This is a genomic window from Enterocloster sp. OA13 (assembly GCF_022440595.1).
GTDB classification, from domain to species: Bacteria; Bacillota; Clostridia; order Lachnospirales; family Lachnospiraceae; genus Enterocloster; species Enterocloster hominis.
On sequence record NZ_JAKNTF010000001.1, the window covers coordinates 1771630 to 1791165 of the forward strand.

The window sequence follows — 19536 nt, forward strand, 5'->3', positions numbered from 1 at the left end:
GATGTTCATAAGTAAAAATACCCATTAAAAACAGCCGGCCTGGGAATCCTGGATTCCCGGACCGGCTGTTTCCGGATTCGCCCTTGGGCGAATTTGAAAATTACTTTCCGTCAGATGCGCTCTGAATTGTCACGCATGAACTTGTACTCGGCAACCGAGCGGTCAAAGGTCTGGATATGGTAGTAGAGCCAGTCCCTTACCTTTTCCTGGACCGCGTTTACGAAGGCATCGGAAGGGCCTTCCTCCTCCACCAGCATGTCATGAAGCTCCTGCACGGTTTTCCGCAGCTCCTCATGCTTCTGCTTATGTTCCTTTATGCCGGGATAGCTGATGGATTCCTGCAGTCCTTCTTCCTCGTTAAAATGAAATTCTGTATAATCTGCCAGGTAATTCAACATCCTGGCCGCACCGCTTTGATTGGAGCGCTCCTCACAGCTTTTCAGCAGATCGTTAATCTTATCAATCAGCTCCTTATGCTGGGAATCAATTAAAGTGTTGCCTGTAACCAGGTCATCTGTAAATTCTGCATACATGGTCTGATACCTCCTGAATATTTGATATTTATAATTTATCACAATTAATTGTAAATTGCTATGACTTTTGCAACAAATATAACCACTTTTGAGAAAAGGCAGATATCGATTCCCTAAAAATATCTTCGAAAAAGCGAATACACTGTAAATAGGGGGTAATATATGGGTAAGAAGTTGTCTGGACAAAAAAGTCAATAGTTGATATAATGACCATGTGCATCAGGTAATCTAAAGATAATGGGAGGAAAAAACTAGAGATGAGTCGTACAATTAGTGCAGGTTATGTATATCGTCAATATTCTACTGAAGGTGTGTATCTGGCAGACTATAAAAGCTCCAGGGAAGCCCATGAGGCCACAGGGGTATCCATTGGCTCCATAGCCAGGGCGGCTCATGGTGAGCGCAGGAGCGGGGGCGGATTTGTGTGGAGGAAGGTTCTGGCAGAATCCCCCAAGGAAAACATTGAGATAGACCTGACCAGCAAAATAGGGAATCATGATAAACGTCCGCTGCTGCAGAAGACCCTGGACGGCGAGGTAGTTGGACAGTTCCTCTCAATTGCCCATGCCAGCCGTGCACTTAAAATCAGCCGGAGGAGCCTGTCCTGCGCCCTGAGCGGCGCCCAGAAGACAGCCGGAGGATTTGTGTGGGAAGAACAGCCGGTCCAGCCGGAAGGGCCGGAGGAAACAGCTGGTGAGCAGCAGGAATCAGCACAGGATGAGTAAGGCCTGGAATTGTATATTACATATAAGGGATATGCATCCATTATAATATAGAAGGAACAGGTATGACCGAACAGCCGCCCCAAGGGCGGCTGTAATTTTTTTGTATGGAAACCATACAGACAAAAGAGAAAAAACGCAGAAACCTGATTGAATTTGCGAGATTTCTGTGGATATTTGCGAGAATTTATAGTACAATAGATGAGAGAATACTGACCTGGATATTGCCGGAGGAGGAACAGGAAATGAAACGTGAAGATATGGTATGGAGTGACAGGAAGAGGAACTGGCTGGGACTTCCCTGGACATTTACAGTGTATGGCCTGACAGAGGACCGGCTTTTCATTAAGACAGGGATACTGAATATCCATGAAGACGAGGTGCGCTTATACAGGATACTGGATCTGTCCCTGCGTAAGACCTTCTGGCAGAGGATTGTGGGACTGGGAACCATCCATGTGGACAGCAGTGACAAGACCATGAAGGCATTTGACATACATAATATACGTGACTGTGAGAATGTAAAGGAGCAGCTTTCACAGCTGGTGGAGCAGGAGAGGGATAACAAGCGCGTATCCTCAAGGGAGTTCATAGGCGGCTATGAGGACGGGGACGATGGATTTGATGAGCCGGATGGCCATTATTAATAAAAGACACTACTAAGAAAGGGGATTTTGTATGGGTAAAAAACGCAATATAATTGTTGGACAGTCAGGGGGACCTACATCAGTTATTAACTCCAGTCTGGCAGGTGTGTATAAGACGGCGAAGGAGAGGGGATTTTACAAGGTGTACGGCATGCTCCACGGCATTGAAGGGCTGTTGGATGAAATGTATGTGGATTTATCCACCCAGATCCATTCGGATATGGATATTGAGCTTTTAAAGAGGACGCCCTCCGCATTCTTGGGCTCCTGCCGCTATAAGCTGCCGGACATCCATGAGAACCCGGATATCTATGAGAAGCTGTTCGCAATCCTGGATAAGCTGGAGATTGAGGTGTTCATCTATATCGGAGGCAATGACTCCATGGATACCATCAAGAAGCTGTCGGACTATGCCATTGTCAAGGGACACAGCCAGAAGTTCCTGGGCGTGCCTAAGACCATTGACAACGATTTGGCGCTGACCGACCACACCCCTGGTTTTGGAAGCGCAGCCAAGTACATAGCCACCTCCACCAAGGAGGTGATCCGGGATGCCATGGGGCTTTCCTATAGGCGCAAGACCATCACGATCATAGAGTGTATGGGAAGGAATGCCGGCTGGCTCACCGGGGCAACGGCCCTTGCAAAGACAGAGGACTGCTGCGGTCCCGACCTGATTTACCTGCCGGAAATCATATTTGATATTGATAAGTTCCTTAAAAAGTGCAAGGACCTTATTGTTAAGAAACCATCCAGCGTCATTGCGGTATCCGAGGGAATCAGGGTCCCGGACGGACGGTATGTATGCCAGCTGTCAGGGGGAAGCGATTATGTGGATGCATTCGGGCATAAACAGCTGGCCGGCACCGCTGATTACCTGGCCGGGTTCCTGGCCGCTGAGCTGGGCTGCAAGACCAGGTCCGTGGAGCTTTCAACCCTTCAGCGAAGCGCTTCCCATGTGGCTTCCCGGGTGGATATCAACGAAGCATTCATGGTGGGCGGCGCGGCTGTTAAGGCGGCGGATGAAGGCGACACAGGTAAGATGGTGGTCATTGACCGGGTATCCGATGACCCTTATATGAGCGCGGCAGGCATCTATGATGTCCATAAGATTGCCAACAATGAAAAGGTAGTCCCAAGGAACTGGGTAAACAAGGATGGCAGCTATGTGACGCAGGAATTTGTCAATTATGTGGAGCCGCTGATACAGGGGGATTACCAGCCGTTCATGGTAAACGGACTGCCCCAGCACCTGGTTTTGAAGCGGTAACATGCCTGTGAAGGCAGAATTTTCTATGAAAAGCTTAAATTTGCCCGGATGAAATCCCTGCAGGGCAGATAAGAATCAGGGGCGGTTTCCAGATTACTGGGGACCGCCCCTTAAAATATTATAATTCAATAAAGGAAAAACCGGAAAAATCAATCAACATGCACAATAAAAAACGGCCCCCTGGCAGGGATGGGGGGAGGAACGGAATTTGACAATTGAATATAATAGTGATATATATATGTCAACCTTTCCATTTGTCATTTATGGACACACCGGCTTTCCATGTGAAAGGCCGGGCGTCCCCAAAAAGGAGTTTTGATCATGAAAGAAAAGAAAATCATATTACCAACAATAGCTGAAGCAAGGAAGTTTGTAGAGGAAGCTACCAGGTGTGACTTTGATATTGATGTATTTTATAATAGGGTAACCATTGATGCCAAGTCCATCCTGGGAGTACTGAGCCTGGATCTGACCAGGGTGCTTACGGTCCAGTTCAACGGAACCGATGAAGTCTTTGAGGAGTATCTGGATACCCTTTCACCGGAATCAGCAATCACAGCTGCATAAAGAAGGACCTGCCGGCTAAATCAGGAGGACTGCGAACGTCTGTTTGCAATCCTCCTGTTTTTATGATATGATATCGTAAGATTATATGATGGGGCTGGCATTTTTGGCCAGCAGCAGGGAGGTAGCGGGATTTGGACGGGCAGACACAGGCACAGCCGCCAATTAAGATATCGGTACGTAATCTGGTGGAATTCGTGATGCGAAGTGGTGATTTGGACAACCGCAGGACCGCCGGGGCAAAGAAGGAGGCCATGCAGGCTGGCAGCAGGCTGCACCGGAAGATACAGAAACGGATGGGAAGCAGTTACCGCCCGGAAGTGGTTTTAAAGCACAGGGTACGGGAGGATATGTTTGAAATCCTGGTGGAGGGAAGGGCTGACGGGATCATCACGGAGCCGGCCGGTGTTGTGATTGATGAAATCAAATGCATCTACATGGATGTGGGACGGCTGGAGGAGCCGGACCCGGTGCATCTGGCCCAGGCCCTGTGCTATGGATATTTTTACAGCTGTGATAACGGACTTGACACCATTGGGATCCAGATTACCTATTGCAATATAGAGACAGAGGAAATCAGGCGCTTTAAGGAGGAGAGGGGCTTTGACGACCTGTCCGTCTGGTTTGAAGGTCTGATACATGAATATGTGAAGTGGGCCAGGTACATTCACCATCACGGCATGCGGCGCCAGGAATGCTTAAAGGAGCTTCCGTTTCCCTATCCCTACAGGGATGGGCAGAAGGAACTGGCAGTGGACGTATACCGGTCCATTGCAAGGAAGCGCAACCTCTTCATACAGGCGCCCACCGGTGTGGGCAAGACACTTTCCACCATCTATCCCAGCCTGAAGGCCATGGGGGAGGGCCATGGGGAGAAGCTGTTCTACCTGACGGCCAAGACCATTACCAGAAGCGTGGCAGAGGATGCATTTTCCATCCTCAGGAAGGAAAGCGGGCTGTACTTTAACACAGTGACCATCACTGCCAAGGAAAAGCTGTGCATCATGGAGAAGCCGGACTGCAATCCACAGGCCTGCATAAGGGCAAAGGGGCATTATGATAGGGTCAATGATGCGGTCTATGAGATTATCGGGGATGTGGATGGGATTACAAGGGAGAAGGTCCTGGAATATGCCAAGCGGTATCAGATATGCCCCTTTGAGTTCTGCCTGGATATCAGCAACTGGGTGGATGGGATTATATGTGATTACAATTATGTGTTTGATCCCAATGTAAGGCTGAAGCGGTATTTTGACCAGGGGGAGCCGGGACAGGGGTACCTGTTCCTGGTGGACGAGGCCCATAACCTGGTCCCCAGGGCCAGGGAGATGTACAGCGCCAGCCTGATAAAAGAAGACGTGCTCATGGTCAGGCGGATCCTCAAGTCCCAGACAGGCGCGGGAAAGGTGCTGACACAGCTTGACAGGTGCAACCAGAAGTTCCTGGACATCAAGCGGGCCTATGGTTCGGATAGCGGGGAGGGGGTCATCCACCGCCAGGTCCTTGGAAGCGATTATGAGCTGCTGCCGGATGTGAACCTGCTGGCCCTTCAGCTCATGACCATGTTCGGCGAACTGGAAAGCTTCATGAATGAGAATGTGGAGTTCGGGGACAGGGACCTGGTGCTGGATTTTTACTTTGCGGTCCGGGATTTCCTGTATGTCTATGACAGGCTGGACGATAACTACAGGATTTATGCCAGGCTTCTGCCGGACGGACACTTCATGGTCAGGCTTCTTTGCATGAATCCGGCTGTCAACCTGAAGGAATGCCTGGACCGGGGGAACAGCACCCTGTTCTTTTCCGCCACCCTGCTGCCAATCCAGTATTACAAGGAACTGCTCAGCGGCAGCCAGGAGGAATATGCGGTCTATGCGAAGTCACCGTTCCCTGAGGAAAACCGCCTGGTGCTGGCTGCCAGCGATGTGAGCAGCCGCTACAGCCGCAGAAGCGCCTATGAATATGAGAAGATTGCAGATTATATATGCAGGATCGTGGAGGGGAAAAGGGGGAATTACATGGTGTTCTGCCCGTCCTACCAGTATCTTTACGCCATTGAGGGGATTCTTGCCAGAAGGCAGGAGGAGGGCGGCCTGGCCTTTACGTGGCTGGCCCAGAAGAACCGCATGACTGAGGAGGAAAGGGAGGAATTCCTGAGAAGCTTTGACGGGGAGCGGGAACAGTCCATGGCGGCCCTGTGTGTGATGGGGGGAATCTTTTCCGAAGGGATTGACCTGAAGGAGGACCGCCTGATTGGCGCTGTGATAATCGGGACCGGCCTGCCCCAGGTGAATACGGAGCAGGAAATCCTCAAGGATTATTTTGATGAACACGGAGGCTGTGGGTTTGATTATGCCTACCAGTATCCGGGAATGAACAAGGTGATGCAGGCAGCCGGCCGGGTCATACGGACCATCCATGACAAGGGCGTGATTGCCCTTTTGGACGACCGGTTCCTGCGTCCGGAATGTGTGGCCCTGTTCCCAAGGGAATGGGGGTCCTACACAGTGGTCAACCGGTATAATGTGGGACAGGCAGTGGAAGGGTTCTGGAACCGTTTCTGACCATGTGCCCATAAAGGGCCATATGCTGTTTACAGGATATCCATGAACTGTCTGGCTGCCTGGGACACAGGCAGGCTTTCGTTGTAGGCAACCATCATCTGCCGGGAGGGAAGCTGTTCCTTTAAATCCAGGATGAACAGGTTCCTGTCCTTTGCAGGGATGCAGAAGTCCGGGACAAATGCAATCCCCAGCCCGATGCGGGCCAGGTCGATGAGAAGGTCGTTACTGGAAAGCTCAATCTCAGGAACCAGGTCAAGCTGGCTTTTCTGGAATATCTGATGCAGGAACTCACTGGTGGTGCTCTTGCGGTCCAGCATCATGATGGGGTAGTCCAGAAGCTCTTCCAGACCCAGCTTCCTTCCTTCCAAAGGAAACGCGGAACGGCTGGCCACGAATACGTCGTGGAACTCATTGATGACCCGGGTATTCATGTTGCCGGCCAGGGCTGAGTTGGGATAATTGGTCACAATGAAGTCGGCCTGTCCGTTTTCCAGGAAACGGGCGCACTCAATGGAAGTCTGGTTGGTGACCTTGATATGGATGTTGGGGAATTCCTTGTGGAAACGGTTCAGGTAGGGCACCAGATAATAGCGGCAGATGGTATCGCTGGCGCCGATGCGCAGCTGGCCCCCGTTTAATGTGTGGGCTTCCAGAAGCTGGTTCTCGCCCCGCTTGATCAGGTTCATGGCTGGCTCGATATGTTTTAACAGGATCTCGCCCTCGGGCGTGAGCTGTACTTTTTTTGTACTCCGTATGAAAAGAGGCTGGTTCAGCTTTTTCTCCAGGACTTTTATGGACTGGCTCACCGCTGACTGGGAGATGAACAGCTGCTTGGACGCCTCAGAAAAACTCAGTGTAATTGCAACATGGTAAAATACTTTATATAGTTCATAGTTGATATCCATTATTAAGTCCTCCTTATAAACTAAGCCTATCTTATCACGATGGACAAGTGTTTGTAAAGAGGTTTCTGTCTGATTGCTTGACTTATATAAGTGGATGGATTATCCTAATACATATCTTGAAAGGAATAAGGATTGATATGGCAGAGAATTTTTATGAAATGTACCTGGAAGAGATGGGCGGCATCGCACCTTTGACAGGCCAGGAGAAACCGGACCTTCTGAAGGAGACGGCAAAGGGGAATGCCGGGGCGCGCAACCGCTTGGTGGAAGGCAGTTTAAGGCATGTGCTTGATCTGGCGGCGGAGTATGAGGGCAGGGAACTTCCCATGTCTGATATTGTCCAGGAAGCGAACACGGCCCTGATGCTGGCAGCCATTGAATATGACGGAAGTGAGGAGTGGGACAGCCTTCTGGCGCGCAGGGTAAGGGAGGCCGTGGAGCTGGCCCTTGAGGAGCAGAAAGCAGAAGCTGAGATTGAGGAAACCATGGCCGCCAGGGTCAATGTACTCCAGACCGTATCCCAGATGCTGGCCAGGGAACTGGGCCGGGAGGCCACGCTCCAGGAACTGGCAGCCAAGATGAAGATGACGGAAGATGAAATCAAGGATATCATGAAGCTGGCCCTGGACGCCCTGACGGTCAATGGGGAAGGGCAGGCTTTTGTGGATACGGAAGATGACACGGATTCCTCCAATCCCATTAAGGATGGATGGAGCATGGAAGAACTGTAGGGGGAGCAGAGTCATGAAGTTATATATTATACGCCACGGACAGACGGACTGGAACGTGGAGGGGAAGATACAGGGAAGGCAGGATATCCCGCTGAATGAAACGGGCCGCAGGCAGGCCCTGGCATTGGCAAAAGGCATGAAGTCCCGCCCGGTGACCGCTGTCTATTCCAGCCCCCAGAAACGGGCCATGGAGACGGCAAAGGCCATAGCAGCACCCATGGGCCTGACGGTCAGGGCCGTGCCCCAGCTGATGGAGATTGGATATGGGGACTGGGAAGGCCGCAGCGCCGAGGATATCCTGACCACGGACAGGGATCTGTATGAGTCCTGGTGGCAGCATCCTGCAACGGTGGCGCCTCCGGGCGGCGAGACGCTGAACCAGGTGGACGGACGCTGCCGCCAGGCGTGGGACATGATACGCGCAGGGATGGATGGGGACACGGCGGTGGTGGCCCATGGGGGGACCCTGGCCCATTTTATCGTACATCTTCTGGAGGGACAGCCGGAAGCGAAGGAAATCGTGGTCAGCAATGCAAGCATTACCACCATGGATTATGACCCTGTATCCGGCGCCTGCCGCCTTGTGGACCTGAATGACTGCAGCCACCTGGACGGGTGCAATAAAATGGGATGAATCATAAAAAAGTACCGCGGATGTATTGTATTTCCTGGGGCTTTGTATTAGAATAGAGATAGTTTTGTAAGCGCTTACAATTAAATATGGGAGGTATTCTTATGACAGAGGTTAAAGGCAATGTAATCGTAGGACAGTCCGGAGGGCCGACCGCGGTAATCAACTCCAGCCTGGCGGGGGTCTATAAAACTGCCAAGGACAGAGGGGCAAGGAAGGTATACGGCATGCTTCACGGAATCCAGGGACTGCTGCAGGAGCGGTATGTGGACCTGTCCGACCACATCAAGACGGATCTGGACATCGAGCTTTTGATACGGACCCCTTCCGCCTATCTTGGCTCATGCCGTTTCAAGCTTCCGGAGATATGTGAGGACAGGGCTGTCTACGATAAGATATTTGAAATCCTTAACAAGCTGGAAGTGGAGTATTTCTTCTATATCGGCGGCAATGATTCCATGGATACCATCAAGAAGCTGTCCGACTACTCCTTGTTGAATGGCAGCAGGATCCGCTTCATGGGGGTGCCTAAAACCATTGACAATGACCTTGCGGCAACGGACCACACACCTGGATATGGAAGCGCGGCCAAATACATTGGCGCCATAACAAAAGAAGTGATCAGGGACGGCCTTGTCTATGACCAGCAGAACGTGACCATCCTGGAAATCATGGGACGGAATGCAGGATGGCTGACCGGGGCGGCAGCGCTTGCAAAGGGCGAGGACTGCGAGGGGCCGGACATGATTTTCCTTCCCGAGGTCACCTTTGACGTGGATTCCTTCATGAAGAAGGTGGAGGAGCTTCACCGGCGCAAGAAATCGGTGGTGGTTGCCGTGTCAGAGGGAGTGAAGCTGGCGGACGGCCGTTATGTCTGTGAACTGACAGAGGGGATTGAGTTTGTGGATGCCTTTGGGCATAAACAGCTGACAGGGACAGCCAGATACCTGGCGGAGAAAATCAACCGGGAGGTTGGCTGCAAGACAAGGGCCATTGAGTTCAACTCCCTTCAAAGATGCGCTTCCCATATTGTCTCCAGGGTGGATATCACGGAGGCGTTCCAGGTGGGAGGGGCGGCCGTGAAGGAGGCCTTTGACGGTGAGACTGGCAAGATGATCATCCTCAAGCGCGTTTCCGACGATCCCTATGTGTGCGTCACGGATATCTATGACGTACATAAGGTTGCCAATGTGGAGAAAAAGGTTCCCAGGGAGTGGATCAATAAGGATGGGGATTATGTGACGGAAGAATTTGTGAATTACATACGGCCTTTAATCCAGGCAGAGCTTACCCCAATCATGACGGACGGGCTTCCAAGACACCTGTATTACACGGATGTGGAGAAGAAGTAGCGGATGGTAAAATAAAAACAGGGCTTCGGCCACTGGCTTTCCAGTGGGGCCGGGGCCCTGTTTTAATCCATGCATCTCAATCCATATATTTTAATCCATGTATCGTAATCCATATACCTTAATGGTACAGCTTCTTATGTTCATAGACCGGTTCGGATGTAAGCTCCACGCCCAGCTTTTTAAACACCTTGATGTCCACGTCGGACAGCATGACCGAGGTGTGGACCTGGCAGCCCCGCAGTTTGGGGAGCTGTGACAGGGCCTTTTTGGCTGTGTCGTCCGTGGCCGCGCTCATGGACAGGGCAATCAGGACCTCGTCCGTGTGGAGGCGGGGGTTCTTGCTGCCCATGTACCGGGTCTTAAGGGTCTGGATAGGCTCAATCGCGGATGGGGCAATCAGGTGTACATTGTGCGGAATGCCGCCCAATACCTTGATGGCGTTCAGCAGCAGGGCGGCGGAAGCGCCTAAAAGGCTGCTGGTCTTGCCGGTTACCAGCTGTCCGTCATCCAGTTCCATGGCCGCCGCAGGAGCGCCCAGCTTCTGGGCACGTTCCAGGCAGGGGGCGATGACGCGGCGCATGGCAGTGGTGATCTTGGCCTGGTTCATGAGGAGGTTGATCTTGTAGACCTCATCCTGATCCCCTTCCTCCATGGCAAGACGGTTCAGCGCATGGTAGTGACGGCGGATGATTTCCTGGTTGGATGCCTCCCGGCAGGCGTCGTCGTCAATGATACAGAAGCCGGCCATGTTGACGCCCATGTCCGTTGGGGATTTGTAAGGGCTGGTGCCGTAAATCCCTTCGAAAATCGCATTGAGCACAGGGAAGATATCCACGTCCCTGTTATAATTGACCGTTGTCTTGCCGTAGGCTTCCAGATGGAAGGGGTCAATCATGTTCACATCGTTAAGGTCCGCCGTGGCAGCCTCATAGGCTAGGTTCACCGGATGCTTTAACGGAAGGTTCCAGATGGGAAATGTCTCAAACTTGGCATATCCGGCCTTAATCCCGCGCTTGTTCTCATGGTAGAGCTGGGAAAGGCAGGTGGCCATCTTGCCGCTGCCGGGTCCTGGAGCCGTGATGATGACCAACGGCCTGGTTGTCTCTATATAATCGTTCATGCCAAAGCCGGCATCGCTGACAATAAGGGGGATATTGCTGGGATAACCCTCAATGCAGTAGTGGCGGTATACCCGGATGCCCCTGTGCTCTAACTTGGCCTTGAACTGGTCAGCGCCGTTCTGTCCGCTGTACTGGGTAATCACCACGCTTCCCACATACAGTCCCTTGTCCCTGAATTCCTGGATCAGGCGGAGCACATCCTCGTCATAGGTAATGCCCAGGTCATGGCGCACCTTATTCTTCTCAATATCAGCCGCATTGATGACGATGACAATCTCGGACTGGTCGGCCAGCTGAAGGAGCATACGCAGCTTGCTGTCAGGGGCAAAGCCCGGAAGCACCCTGGAGGCGTGGAAATCGTCAAAGAGTTTGCCGCCGAATTCCAGATACAGCTTATCGCCAAATTCACCAATCCGCTTTTTGATGTGTTCTGACTGCATGGTCAGATATTTTTCGTTATCAAATCCGATTTTCATTTCTTCTGTATTCTCCCTGTCCTAAAATTAACCACATACCGTTTTAGTATAGCACAATTTAATTGTGTGCGCCATAATAGTTTCCACGGAATCTGAAGATGATATACGGATTCATGATATACGGATTCTCATGATATACGGATGATTGGCTGGATACATCCAGGATGCAGGGGATTGTTTATAAGAAAACACGCAATAAAAGATTAAATATATTAATTTTACTAATTTATACGGCGTGTGTTATGATAAGGACAGATAAAAAGGCGTCAGCCCTTTTTGGTTATATCAATAAAGAGGTCACGAAAAAAGCAGGAGGTTGCTAAATGAGCGTAAGGCGAATATTTGTGGAGAAGAAACCGGATTATGCAGTTAAGGCAGGTGAGCTGAGGGAAGAGCTGGAAAGCTACCTGGGCCTGGATGTGAGGAATGTGCGTGTCTTGATCCGTTACGATATTGAGAACCTGTCAGAGGAGACATATAAGAAGGCCCTGGGGACCATTTTCTCCGAGCCGCCCGTGGATGAGGTATATGAGGAGGAATTCCCGAAGAATCCTGGGGACCTTGTGTTTTCCGTGGAATACCTGCCGGGGCAGTTCGACCAGAGGGCGGATTCCGCCGAGCAGTGCGTCAAGCTCTTAAAGGAGGACGAGGAGCCTGTCATCCGGTCCGCAACCACCTATGTGATTACCGCGCCCCTGAGCGCGGACCAGGAAGCTGCCATCAAAAGCTTCTGTATCAACCCGGTGGACAGCCGTGAGGCAGGGGAAGGGAAACCGGAAACCCTGGTGACTGAGTTTGAGGTGCCGGAGGATATCAAGGACTTTGACGGCTTTACGGACTTTTCCCAGGAGGAGTTAAAGGCCCTTTATGACACGCTGAACCTGGCCATGACCTTTAAGGATTTCCTCCACATACAGGCATACTATAAAAAGGAAGAACACAGGGACCCGTCCGTCACGGAAATCCGGGTGCTGGACACATACTGGTCCGACCACTGCCGACACACCACATTTTCCACTGAACTTAAGAACGTAAGCTTCACGGACGGGGATTACAGGGAGCCCATTGAGAAGACCTATAACCAGTACCTGGCGGACAGGGAAGTGATATATAAGGGACGGGACGACAAGTATGTCTGCCTGATGGACCTGGCCCTGATGGCCATGAAGAAGCTGCGCAGTGACGGGAAGCTTACGGATATGGAGGTTTCCGATGAAATCAATGCCTGCTCCATCGTGGTGCCCGTTAAAATCGACGGGGTGACAGAGGAGTGGCTGGTCAACTTTAAGAATGAGACACACAACCATCCCACTGAGATTGAGCCTTTTGGCGGCGCGGCCACCTGTCTGGGCGGAGCCATCCGCGACCCGCTGTCAGGCCGTACCTATGTGTACCAGGCCATGCGTGTGACAGGAGCGGCAGACCCGACCCAGCCATTAAGCGGGACCCTGAAGGGCAAGCTGCCCCAGAGGAAGATTGTAAACAGCGCTGCCCAGGGATATTCCTCCTACGGCAACCAGATCGGACTTGCCACCGGATATGTAAAAGAGGTTTACCATCCCGGTTATGTGGCAAAAAGGATGGAAATCGGCGCGGTCATGGGCGCTGCCCCAAGAAAGGATGTGATCCGTGAGACTTCCGACCCAGGCGATATCATCATCCTTTTAGGCGGCCGCACGGGCCGCGACGGCATCGGCGGGGCCACCGGTTCCTCCAAGGTCCATACCACGGCTTCCATTGAAGTGTGCGGCGCGGAGGTGCAGAAGGGAAATGCCCCCACGGAGCGCAAGATACAGAGGATGTTCCGCCGTCCTGAGGTGAGCCGTCTTATCAAGAAGTGCAATGACTTTGGCGCAGGCGGTGTGTCGGTTGCCATCGGTGAACTGGCTGACGGGCTTAAGATCGATCTTGACAAGGTGCCGAAGAAATACGCAGGGTTAGATGGAACGGAAATCGCCATATCCGAGTCCCAGGAGCGGATGGCGGTTGTGGTTGACCCGGCGGATGTGGACCGTTTCCTGGCCTATGCTGCCGAGGAGAACCTGGAGGCAGTGACCGTGGCAGTGGTGACGGAAGATGCGCGTCTGGTGATGAGCTGGAGGGGGAAGACCATCGTGGATATCAGCCGCGCCTTCCTTGACACCAACGGCGCCCACCAGGAAGCAGACGTGACCCTGGAAGTGCCAAACCGTGAAGGCAATCTCTTTGAGCGCAGGGAGCCCGGGGATGTGAAGGCAAAATGGATGGAAATGCTGGCCGGACTGAATGTGTGTTCACAGAAGGGACTGGTAGAGCGTTTTGACGGTTCCATCGGGGCCGGATCCGTGTTCATGCCTTACGGTGGCAGATACCAGCTCACCGAGACACAGGCCATGGTTGCAAAGCTGCCTGTACTGAAGGGACACACGGACACGGTCACCATGATGAGCTATGGGTTTGACCCGTACCTTTCCAGCTGGAGCCCGTACCATGGAGCCGTATATGCGGTGCTGTCCTCGGTTGCCAAGATTGTGGCCGCAGGCGGTGACTACAGCAGAATCCATTTCACCTTCCAGGAGTATTTCCGCAGGATGAACTCAGACCCGGCCAGATGGAGCCAGCCTTTTGCAGCCCTTCTGGGCGCCTACGGCGCGCAGCTTGGACTGGGCCTTGCATCCATCGGCGGCAAGGACAGCATGTCCGGCACCTTTGACACGGAGGAAGGGGAAATCAACGTGCCACCCACCCTTGTGTCCTTTGCAGTGGATGTGGACAGCAGCAGGCATATCATTACGCCTGAGTTTAAGAAACCGGGCAGCAAGATCGTGGAATTCAGGATTGCGCGGGACCAGTATGACCTGCCGGATTACGCCCAGGTAATGGAGGGTTACAAAAAGCTGCGTGAGGATATACTGGCCGGCAGGATCATCTCCGCCTATGCAGTGGAAGGAAACGGCCTGGCGGAGGCAGTGAGCAAGATGGCATTCGGCAATAAGCTGGGTGTGAAGATAGAGCACAATGTGGACCCCAGGGACTTCTTCGGGGCCGGCTGGGGCAATATTGTCTGCGAGGTTGCGGACGGTAAGACAGGGGAGCTTTCCATCTCCTATACGGTTATCGGTGAGGTCACGGACAGCGGCGTGTTTGAGTACGGAGGCACGGTCATCACCATGGACGAGGCCCTCCATGCATGGACCCATACGCTGGAGGACGTATTCCCCACCGTTACGGGCAAGGCGGCCTGCGGCAGCGAAGCTGTCCTGGAAGAGAAGCTTTACCGCACGGATGCAGTATATGTGTGCGGTCATAAGCTGGGACAGCCCACCGTGTTCATCCCTGTGTTCCCGGGCACCAACTGCGAGTATGACAGCACGAAGGCATTTGAACGGGCAGGGGCAAAGGTGGTTACGAAGGTATTCAGGAACCTGGGCGCCGAGGACATCCGGCAGTCCGTGGACGAGTACAGGAAAGCCATAGCAGGTGCCCAGATCGTGATGTTCCCGGGCGGCTTCTCAGCGGGCGATGAGCCGGAAGGTTCAGCCAAGTTCTTTGCCACCGTATTCCGCAACGCAGTGATGAAGGAGGAACTGGAAAAGCTGTTAAATGAACGTGACGGGCTGATGCTTGGCATCTGTAACGGCTTCCAGGCCCTGATTAAGCTGGGCCTGGTGCCGGAGGGCAGGATTGTGGAGCAGGGACCGGATTCCCCCACCCTGGCCATGAACACCATCGGACGCCATGTCTCCAAGATGGTATACACCAAGGTGGTGACCAACAAGTCCCCATGGCTGGCTGGCGCAGAGCTTGGCGGTGTGTACTGCAACCCCGCATCCCACGGCGAGGGACGTTTCGTGGCCAATGGGTCATGGCTCCACAGGCTCATGGCCAACGGCCAGGTGGCAACCCAGTACGTGGACGACAAGGGCAATATCACCATGGACGAATACTGGAATCCCAATGGCTCCTACATGGCCATAGAGGGCATCACCAGCCCGGACGGACGTATCCTGGGCAAGATGGCCCACTCCGAGCGGCGCGGGGAGGCGGTTGCCATGAACATTTACGGGGAACAGGATATGAAGATATTCGAATCAGGAGTAAAATATTTCCAGCTGTAAATCAGCAGCTTATTCAGAGTGATTTTCAGACACGCTTCAGGACAGGATATGAAAACAGGGAATACCCGGCTGGCATGGTTCCAGCCGGGCATTCCCTGTCTGTCGTGGGGGAGTGCAGGAAAATCCTAAAGCACTTTATGGTATGCCAGCCTGGGGTCCCCTTTTTCCGTCCCTTCCTGCAGGATCAGGCTGCCGCAGAGGCGGTAACCGCTTTTCTCCAGCGCATGCTGCATGGAAAGGTTGTCCGGATGGGTGTCGATCCGCACATTGTGCAATCCCCTGGCCCTGACATGGTCTTCTGATTCTGCGAACAGCCTGGCGGCCAGCCCCTGGCCCTTTCGGCTTTCCTCCACACATACGCGGTGGAAGGCGGCGTATGGGCCATCATTGAGCCATGCGCCGTCTATGTCCTTATAGCTGGCTTCCGGCCCCCGGACCACGGTTATCATTCCGATGGCCTGTCCTTCTTCATCCAGCACATGGACGGTCTTTTGGCCAATGGCCGCAAGAAGCCCCGGCCCATCCGGGTCCCCCTTCTGCCATTGGTCGATGCCCCGTGCCCGGAAAGATTCCTTGGCCTGCTCCACCATGGAAAGAAGCCTGGGCAGGTCATTTTTGTCTGCTAAACGGTATATCATGTGCTACCTCCCTGATTCTGGGTTTGATTTAAGTTCCGGCCGGTCAGGATACCGGCGCGTATTCCATAAAGCCAGTATATAGAAAAACAGCAGCATCCGCAACCATAAGTTTGTCCGACGGACAAAGCGGGGAGCGCCAATAGCCAAAATTGAGAACGCCCGCAGCCAGGATGGAACCGCCCCAACACCGTCTTGATTTTTTGCATCAGGGTGCTATACTGGAAAGTAGCATTTTCCCGGATCCAGATTGGATTCAGAAACACGCTCCAGCAAGGACCGGGCAGGAAGGAGACTACGATATGGAAACAAAACTGACCAGAGAACAGGCACTGAAGGCCCTGAAGCAGTACAACAAGGAGCCGTTCCACATCCTTCATGCGCTGACCGTTGAGGGCGCCATGAGATGGTTTGCCCAGGACCAGGGCTTTGGGGATGAGGCGGACTTCTGGGGGCTTGTGGGGCTGCTTCATGACATTGACTTTGAGATGTATCCCCAGGAGCACTGCATCAAGGCGCCGGAACTGCTGAAGGAGGCAGGGGCAAAGGAGGACTTCATCCGTGCGGTCTGCTGCCATGGATACGGCATCATGGTGGATATTAAGCCGGAGCACCAGATGGAGAAGATCCTGTTCGCAGTGGACGAGCTTACGGGGCTGATTGGCGCGGCTGCCAGGATGCGCCCGTCCAAGAGCGTGATGGATATGGAGGTATCCAGCCTGAAGAAAAAGTTCAAGGATAAACGGTTCGCAGCCGGCTGTTCCAGGGACGTGATCCAGGATGGGGCGAAGGAACTGGGCTGGACCCTGGAGGAACTGATGGAAAAGGCCATCTTTGCCATGCGTTCCTGCGAGGCGTCCGTGAATGAGCAGATGGAACAGCTGGAAGCTTAAGGGATGGATGGACCCCATATTCCTTTGTGCAGATGAGGTTGGGACAATTTGCAAGAAAAAATAGGATACATATTGAAAAGTGTCAATGAATATCTTATAATTAGGGTGAATCGTTGGATAACTTGTTGCACATTGAGAAAGAAGGGGTGTTATGTATGCTATGTATTATGTGGCTATCGGTTCGCTGGCCGCACTGGCTTTTGCCGCCTGTATGTTTTTCAGGGTTAAGAAGGAACCCGGAGGCAGCAAAGAGATGCTGGGTATCTCCAGCGCGGTACAGAAAGGTGCTAATGCGTATCTGAGGCGTCAATACAAAGGCGTAGGAATATTTTTTGCCGTGGTATTTGTCATCCTTATGGGAATGGCAATCTGCGGCTTTTTGAGTTTTTTTACACCTTTTGCTTTCCTGACAGGAGGGTTTTTCTCCGGACTGTCCGGGTTCATCGGCATGAGGACGGCTACCATGGCCAACTGCCGTACCGCCCAGGGCGCTTCGGAAAGCCTGAACAAAGGCCTGAGGGTTGCGTTTTCAGCCGGTTCCGTCATGGGGTTTACCGTGGTCGGGCTGGGGCTCTTTGACCTGACTGTGTGGTATTTTATATTGAACATGGCCTTTGGCGCCCTGCCTGAGGGGGAACGGATTGCCCAGATAACAGCCAACATGCTTACCTTTGGGATGGGCGCGTCCAGTATGGCGCTTTTTGCAAGGGTAGGCGGAGGCATATTCACCAAGGCCGCGGACGTGGGGGCCGACCTGGTGGGCAAGGTGGAGGCGGGCATTCCTGAGGATGACCCCAGGAACCCGGCAGTGATTGCAGATAATGTGGGGGATAACGTGGGCGATGTGGCCGGAATGGGCGCTGACCTTTACGAGTCCTATGTGGGGTCCATTGTCTCCACGTCCGCCCTGGCGGTGGCCGCGGGTTACGGCGTCAAGGGGGTGGCTGTGCCCATGATGCTGGCTGCCCTGGGCGTGATTGCATCCATTGCAGGAACATTTTTTGTGAACACAAAGGAGGACGCGACCCAGAAAAACCTGCTGACAGCCCTGAGGACAGGGACCTATATCAGCGCCGTGCTGGTGGTGCTGGCAGCCTTTTTTGCCATCCGCATCCTGCTTCCGGGACATATGGGTGTGTATGCAGCCATCCTGTCCGGCCTGGCGGCAGGTGTGGCAATCGGCGCCATCACGGAATATTATACATCAGATTCCTATCCGCCAACAAGGAAGCTGGCTGCCTCCAGTGAGACAGGAGGGGCCACGGTAATCATAAGCGGACTGTCACTGGGGATGATGTCCACGGTGGCCCCTGTCATCATTGTTGGGATTTCCGTGCTGGTGAGCTATTTCTGCGCAGGCGGGAAGGGGGACTTTAACGCAGGGCTTTACGGGGTAGGCGTTTCCGCCGTGGGAATGCTGTCCACCCTGGGCATCACCCTTGCCACGGATGCCTACGGCCCGGTGGCGGACAATGCGGGCGGCATAGCTGAGATGACCCACATGCCCGGGGATGTCAGGCGCAAGACGGATGCCCTGGACTCCCTTGGCAACACCACGGCTGCCACCGGAAAGGGATTTGCCATCGGTTCCGCGGCCCTTACGGCCCTGGCCCTGATTGCATCCTACATTGACAAGGTAAGGCAGATCGCGCCGGGACTGGATCTGGACCTGTCCATCACCAATCCCCCGGTGCTGATCGGACTGTTCATCGGCGGCATGCTTCCCTTCCTGTTCGCATCCCTGACCATGGAGGCGGTGGGGGAGGCGGCCCAGTCCATTGTGGTGGAAGTGCGGCGGCAGTTCAAGGAGATTGCCGGGCTGATGGAAGGAAAGGCGGAGCCGGATTACAGCGCATGTGTGGATATGTGTACCAAATCAGCCCAAAGGCTTATGGTTGCGCCGGCCATGGTGGCTGTGGCGGTTCCCGTGGCCGTGGGGCTTTTGCTGGGGCCTCAGGGCGTGGCAGGGCTTCTGGCGGGCAACACGGTGACCGGCTTTGTCCTGGCCGTGATGATGTCCAATGCAGGCGGTGCCTGGGATAATGCCAAGAAGTACATTGAGGGCGGCGCTTACGGAGGAAAGGGAAGTCCGCAGCACAAGGCGGCGGTCATCGGCGATACGGTGGGCGACCCCTTTAAGGACACCTCCGGACCGTCCATCAACATCCTGATCAAACTGACATCCATGGTGTCCATTGTGTTTGCAGGGCTGGTGGTGGCGGTGCACCTTTTGTAGGATTGACTGGGGATGCATATAGGGCTGCGGGGTATGTCCGCGCTGGCTGTGCCTGTGGATATGCCCAAAACCGTGGCTGGATTCCTATGGCGGGCAGACATTTTTCATAAAGAAAGTCCGTCCTGTAAAAACAAATGTCCTCTGTACACAAATTTTTTC

General features: G+C 53.4%; 15 protein-coding genes. 11 read left to right on the forward strand and 4 right to left on the reverse strand.

Annotation, left to right across the window (positions count from 1 at the left end; genetic code table 11):
* Nucleotides 1–110: 110 nt before the first annotated feature.
* Complete coding sequence (locus tag MCJ35_RS07805; RefSeq protein ID WP_008725134.1) at nucleotides 111–533, reverse strand: bacteriohemerythrin; 423 nt, start codon at nucleotides 531–533, stop codon at nucleotides 111–113.
* A 257-nt stretch (nucleotides 534–790) separates the two neighbouring features.
* Between MCJ35_RS07805 and MCJ35_RS07810 the strand changes: the two genes are divergently transcribed.
* The 5 genes from MCJ35_RS07810 to MCJ35_RS07830 all read left to right on the forward strand — a co-directional run bounded on the left by MCJ35_RS07810 (nucleotide 791) and on the right by MCJ35_RS07830 (nucleotide 6300).
* A complete protein-coding gene (locus tag MCJ35_RS07810; RefSeq protein ID WP_008725135.1) occupies nucleotides 791–1258 on the forward strand; it encodes an NUMOD1 domain-containing DNA-binding protein in 468 nt (155 codons plus the stop codon).
* Nucleotides 1259–1500: 242 nt separating this feature from the next.
* The gene (locus MCJ35_RS07815) at nucleotides 1501–1902 is read left to right on the forward strand and encodes a PH domain-containing protein (protein ID WP_008725136.1); all 402 of its coding nucleotides are present in this window, start codon (nucleotides 1501–1503) and stop codon (nucleotides 1900–1902) included.
* Nucleotides 1903–1933: 31 nt separating this feature from the next.
* Nucleotides 1934–3172, forward strand: coding sequence for a 6-phosphofructokinase (locus tag MCJ35_RS07820; RefSeq protein ID WP_008725137.1), 1239 nt, complete (start codon nucleotides 1934–1936; stop codon nucleotides 3170–3172).
* Nucleotides 3173–3493: 321 nt separating this feature from the next.
* The gene (locus MCJ35_RS07825; protein ID WP_008725138.1) at nucleotides 3494–3739 is read left to right on the forward strand and encodes an HPr family phosphocarrier protein; all 246 of its coding nucleotides are present in this window, start codon (nucleotides 3494–3496) and stop codon (nucleotides 3737–3739) included.
* A 197-nt stretch (nucleotides 3740–3936) separates the two neighbouring features.
* Nucleotides 3937–6300, forward strand: a complete 2364-nt coding sequence (locus MCJ35_RS07830; RefSeq protein ID WP_050927386.1) for an ATP-dependent DNA helicase — start codon at nucleotides 3937–3939, stop codon at nucleotides 6298–6300.
* Between the two features lie 29 nt (nucleotides 6301–6329).
* Here MCJ35_RS07830 and MCJ35_RS07835 read toward each other — a convergent pair whose 3' ends face one another.
* Entirely contained in the window at nucleotides 6330–7205 is an 876-nt protein-coding gene (locus tag MCJ35_RS07835) for a LysR family transcriptional regulator (RefSeq protein WP_008725140.1), read from the reverse strand.
* A gap of 137 nt (nucleotides 7206–7342) precedes the next feature.
* Here MCJ35_RS07835 and MCJ35_RS07840 point away from each other — a divergent pair, with 137 nt between their 5' ends.
* The 3 genes from MCJ35_RS07840 (at nucleotide 7343) to MCJ35_RS07850 (ending at nucleotide 9919) form a co-directional block, all read left to right on the forward strand.
* Nucleotides 7343–7936, forward strand: coding sequence for a sigma-70 domain-containing protein (locus MCJ35_RS07840; RefSeq protein ID WP_025482156.1), 594 nt, complete (start codon nucleotides 7343–7345; stop codon nucleotides 7934–7936).
* 13 nt (nucleotides 7937–7949) lie between these two features.
* Nucleotides 7950–8570 carry a histidine phosphatase family protein gene (locus MCJ35_RS07845; RefSeq protein WP_240299434.1) on the forward strand — a complete coding sequence of 207 codons (621 nt, stop codon included), beginning with the start codon at nucleotides 7950–7952 and terminating at the stop codon, nucleotides 8568–8570.
* Between the two features lie 101 nt (nucleotides 8571–8671).
* Nucleotides 8672–9919 carry a 6-phosphofructokinase gene (locus MCJ35_RS07850; protein WP_025482153.1) on the forward strand — a complete coding sequence of 416 codons (1248 nt, stop codon included), beginning with the start codon at nucleotides 8672–8674 and terminating at the stop codon, nucleotides 9917–9919.
* A 118-nt stretch (nucleotides 9920–10037) separates the two neighbouring features.
* On the opposite strand, the gene MCJ35_RS07855 is transcribed toward MCJ35_RS07850, so the two are convergent.
* A complete protein-coding gene (locus MCJ35_RS07855) occupies nucleotides 10038–11516 on the reverse strand; it encodes a DUF1846 domain-containing protein (protein ID WP_008725146.1) in 1479 nt (492 codons plus the stop codon).
* 323 nt (nucleotides 11517–11839) lie between these two features.
* On the opposite strand from MCJ35_RS07855, the gene MCJ35_RS07860 reads away from it, so the two are divergent.
* Entirely contained in the window at nucleotides 11840–15613 is a 3774-nt protein-coding gene (locus tag MCJ35_RS07860) for a phosphoribosylformylglycinamidine synthase (protein WP_240299435.1), read from the forward strand.
* Between the two features lie 125 nt (nucleotides 15614–15738).
* On the opposite strand, the gene MCJ35_RS07865 is transcribed toward MCJ35_RS07860, so the two are convergent.
* A complete protein-coding gene (locus tag MCJ35_RS07865; protein ID WP_227808813.1) occupies nucleotides 15739–16251 on the reverse strand; it encodes a GNAT family N-acetyltransferase in 513 nt (170 codons plus the stop codon).
* A gap of 299 nt (nucleotides 16252–16550) precedes the next feature.
* On the opposite strand from MCJ35_RS07865, the gene MCJ35_RS07870 reads away from it, so the two are divergent.
* On the forward strand, nucleotides 16551–17141 hold the full coding sequence (locus MCJ35_RS07870) for a hydrolase (protein WP_025482152.1): 591 nt from the start codon (nucleotides 16551–16553) through the stop codon (nucleotides 17139–17141).
* 151 nt (nucleotides 17142–17292) lie between these two features.
* Nucleotides 17293–19377 carry a sodium-translocating pyrophosphatase gene (locus MCJ35_RS07875; RefSeq protein ID WP_008725168.1) on the forward strand — a complete coding sequence of 695 codons (2085 nt, stop codon included), beginning with the start codon at nucleotides 17293–17295 and terminating at the stop codon, nucleotides 19375–19377.
* Nucleotides 19378–19536 lie beyond the last annotated feature (159 nt).

Excerpts from the sequence above, each read along its gene's own strand:
- MCJ35_RS07805 (WP_008725134.1), bottom strand. The coding sequence starts at position 533 with ATGTATGCAGAATTTACAGATGACCTGGTTACAGGCAACACTTTAATT.
- MCJ35_RS07810 (WP_008725135.1), top strand. The coding sequence starts at position 791 with ATGAGTCGTACAATTAGTGCAGGTTATGTATATCGTCAATATTCTACT.
- MCJ35_RS07815 (WP_008725136.1), top strand. The coding sequence starts at position 1,501 with ATGAAACGTGAAGATATGGTATGGAGTGACAGGAAGAGGAACTGGCTG.
- MCJ35_RS07820 (WP_008725137.1), top strand. The coding sequence starts at position 1,934 with ATGGGTAAAAAACGCAATATAATTGTTGGACAGTCAGGGGGACCTACA.
- MCJ35_RS07825 (WP_008725138.1), top strand. The coding sequence starts at position 3,494 with ATGAAAGAAAAGAAAATCATATTACCAACAATAGCTGAAGCAAGGAAG.
- MCJ35_RS07830 (WP_050927386.1), top strand. The coding sequence starts at position 3,937 with ATGCGAAGTGGTGATTTGGACAACCGCAGGACCGCCGGGGCAAAGAAG.
- MCJ35_RS07835 (WP_008725140.1), bottom strand. The coding sequence starts at position 7,205 with ATGGATATCAACTATGAACTATATAAAGTATTTTACCATGTTGCAATT.
- MCJ35_RS07840 (WP_025482156.1), top strand. The coding sequence starts at position 7,343 with ATGGCAGAGAATTTTTATGAAATGTACCTGGAAGAGATGGGCGGCATC.
- MCJ35_RS07845 (WP_240299434.1), top strand. The coding sequence starts at position 7,950 with ATGAAGTTATATATTATACGCCACGGACAGACGGACTGGAACGTGGAG.
- MCJ35_RS07850 (WP_025482153.1), top strand. The coding sequence starts at position 8,672 with ATGACAGAGGTTAAAGGCAATGTAATCGTAGGACAGTCCGGAGGGCCG.
- MCJ35_RS07855 (WP_008725146.1), bottom strand. The coding sequence starts at position 11,516 with ATGAAAATCGGATTTGATAACGAAAAATATCTGACCATGCAGTCAGAA.
- MCJ35_RS07860 (WP_240299435.1), top strand. The coding sequence starts at position 11,840 with ATGAGCGTAAGGCGAATATTTGTGGAGAAGAAACCGGATTATGCAGTT.
- MCJ35_RS07865 (WP_227808813.1), bottom strand. The coding sequence starts at position 16,251 with ATGATATACCGTTTAGCAGACAAAAATGACCTGCCCAGGCTTCTTTCC.
- MCJ35_RS07870 (WP_025482152.1), top strand. The coding sequence starts at position 16,551 with ATGGAAACAAAACTGACCAGAGAACAGGCACTGAAGGCCCTGAAGCAG.
- MCJ35_RS07875 (WP_008725168.1), top strand. The coding sequence starts at position 17,293 with ATGTATGCTATGTATTATGTGGCTATCGGTTCGCTGGCCGCACTGGCT.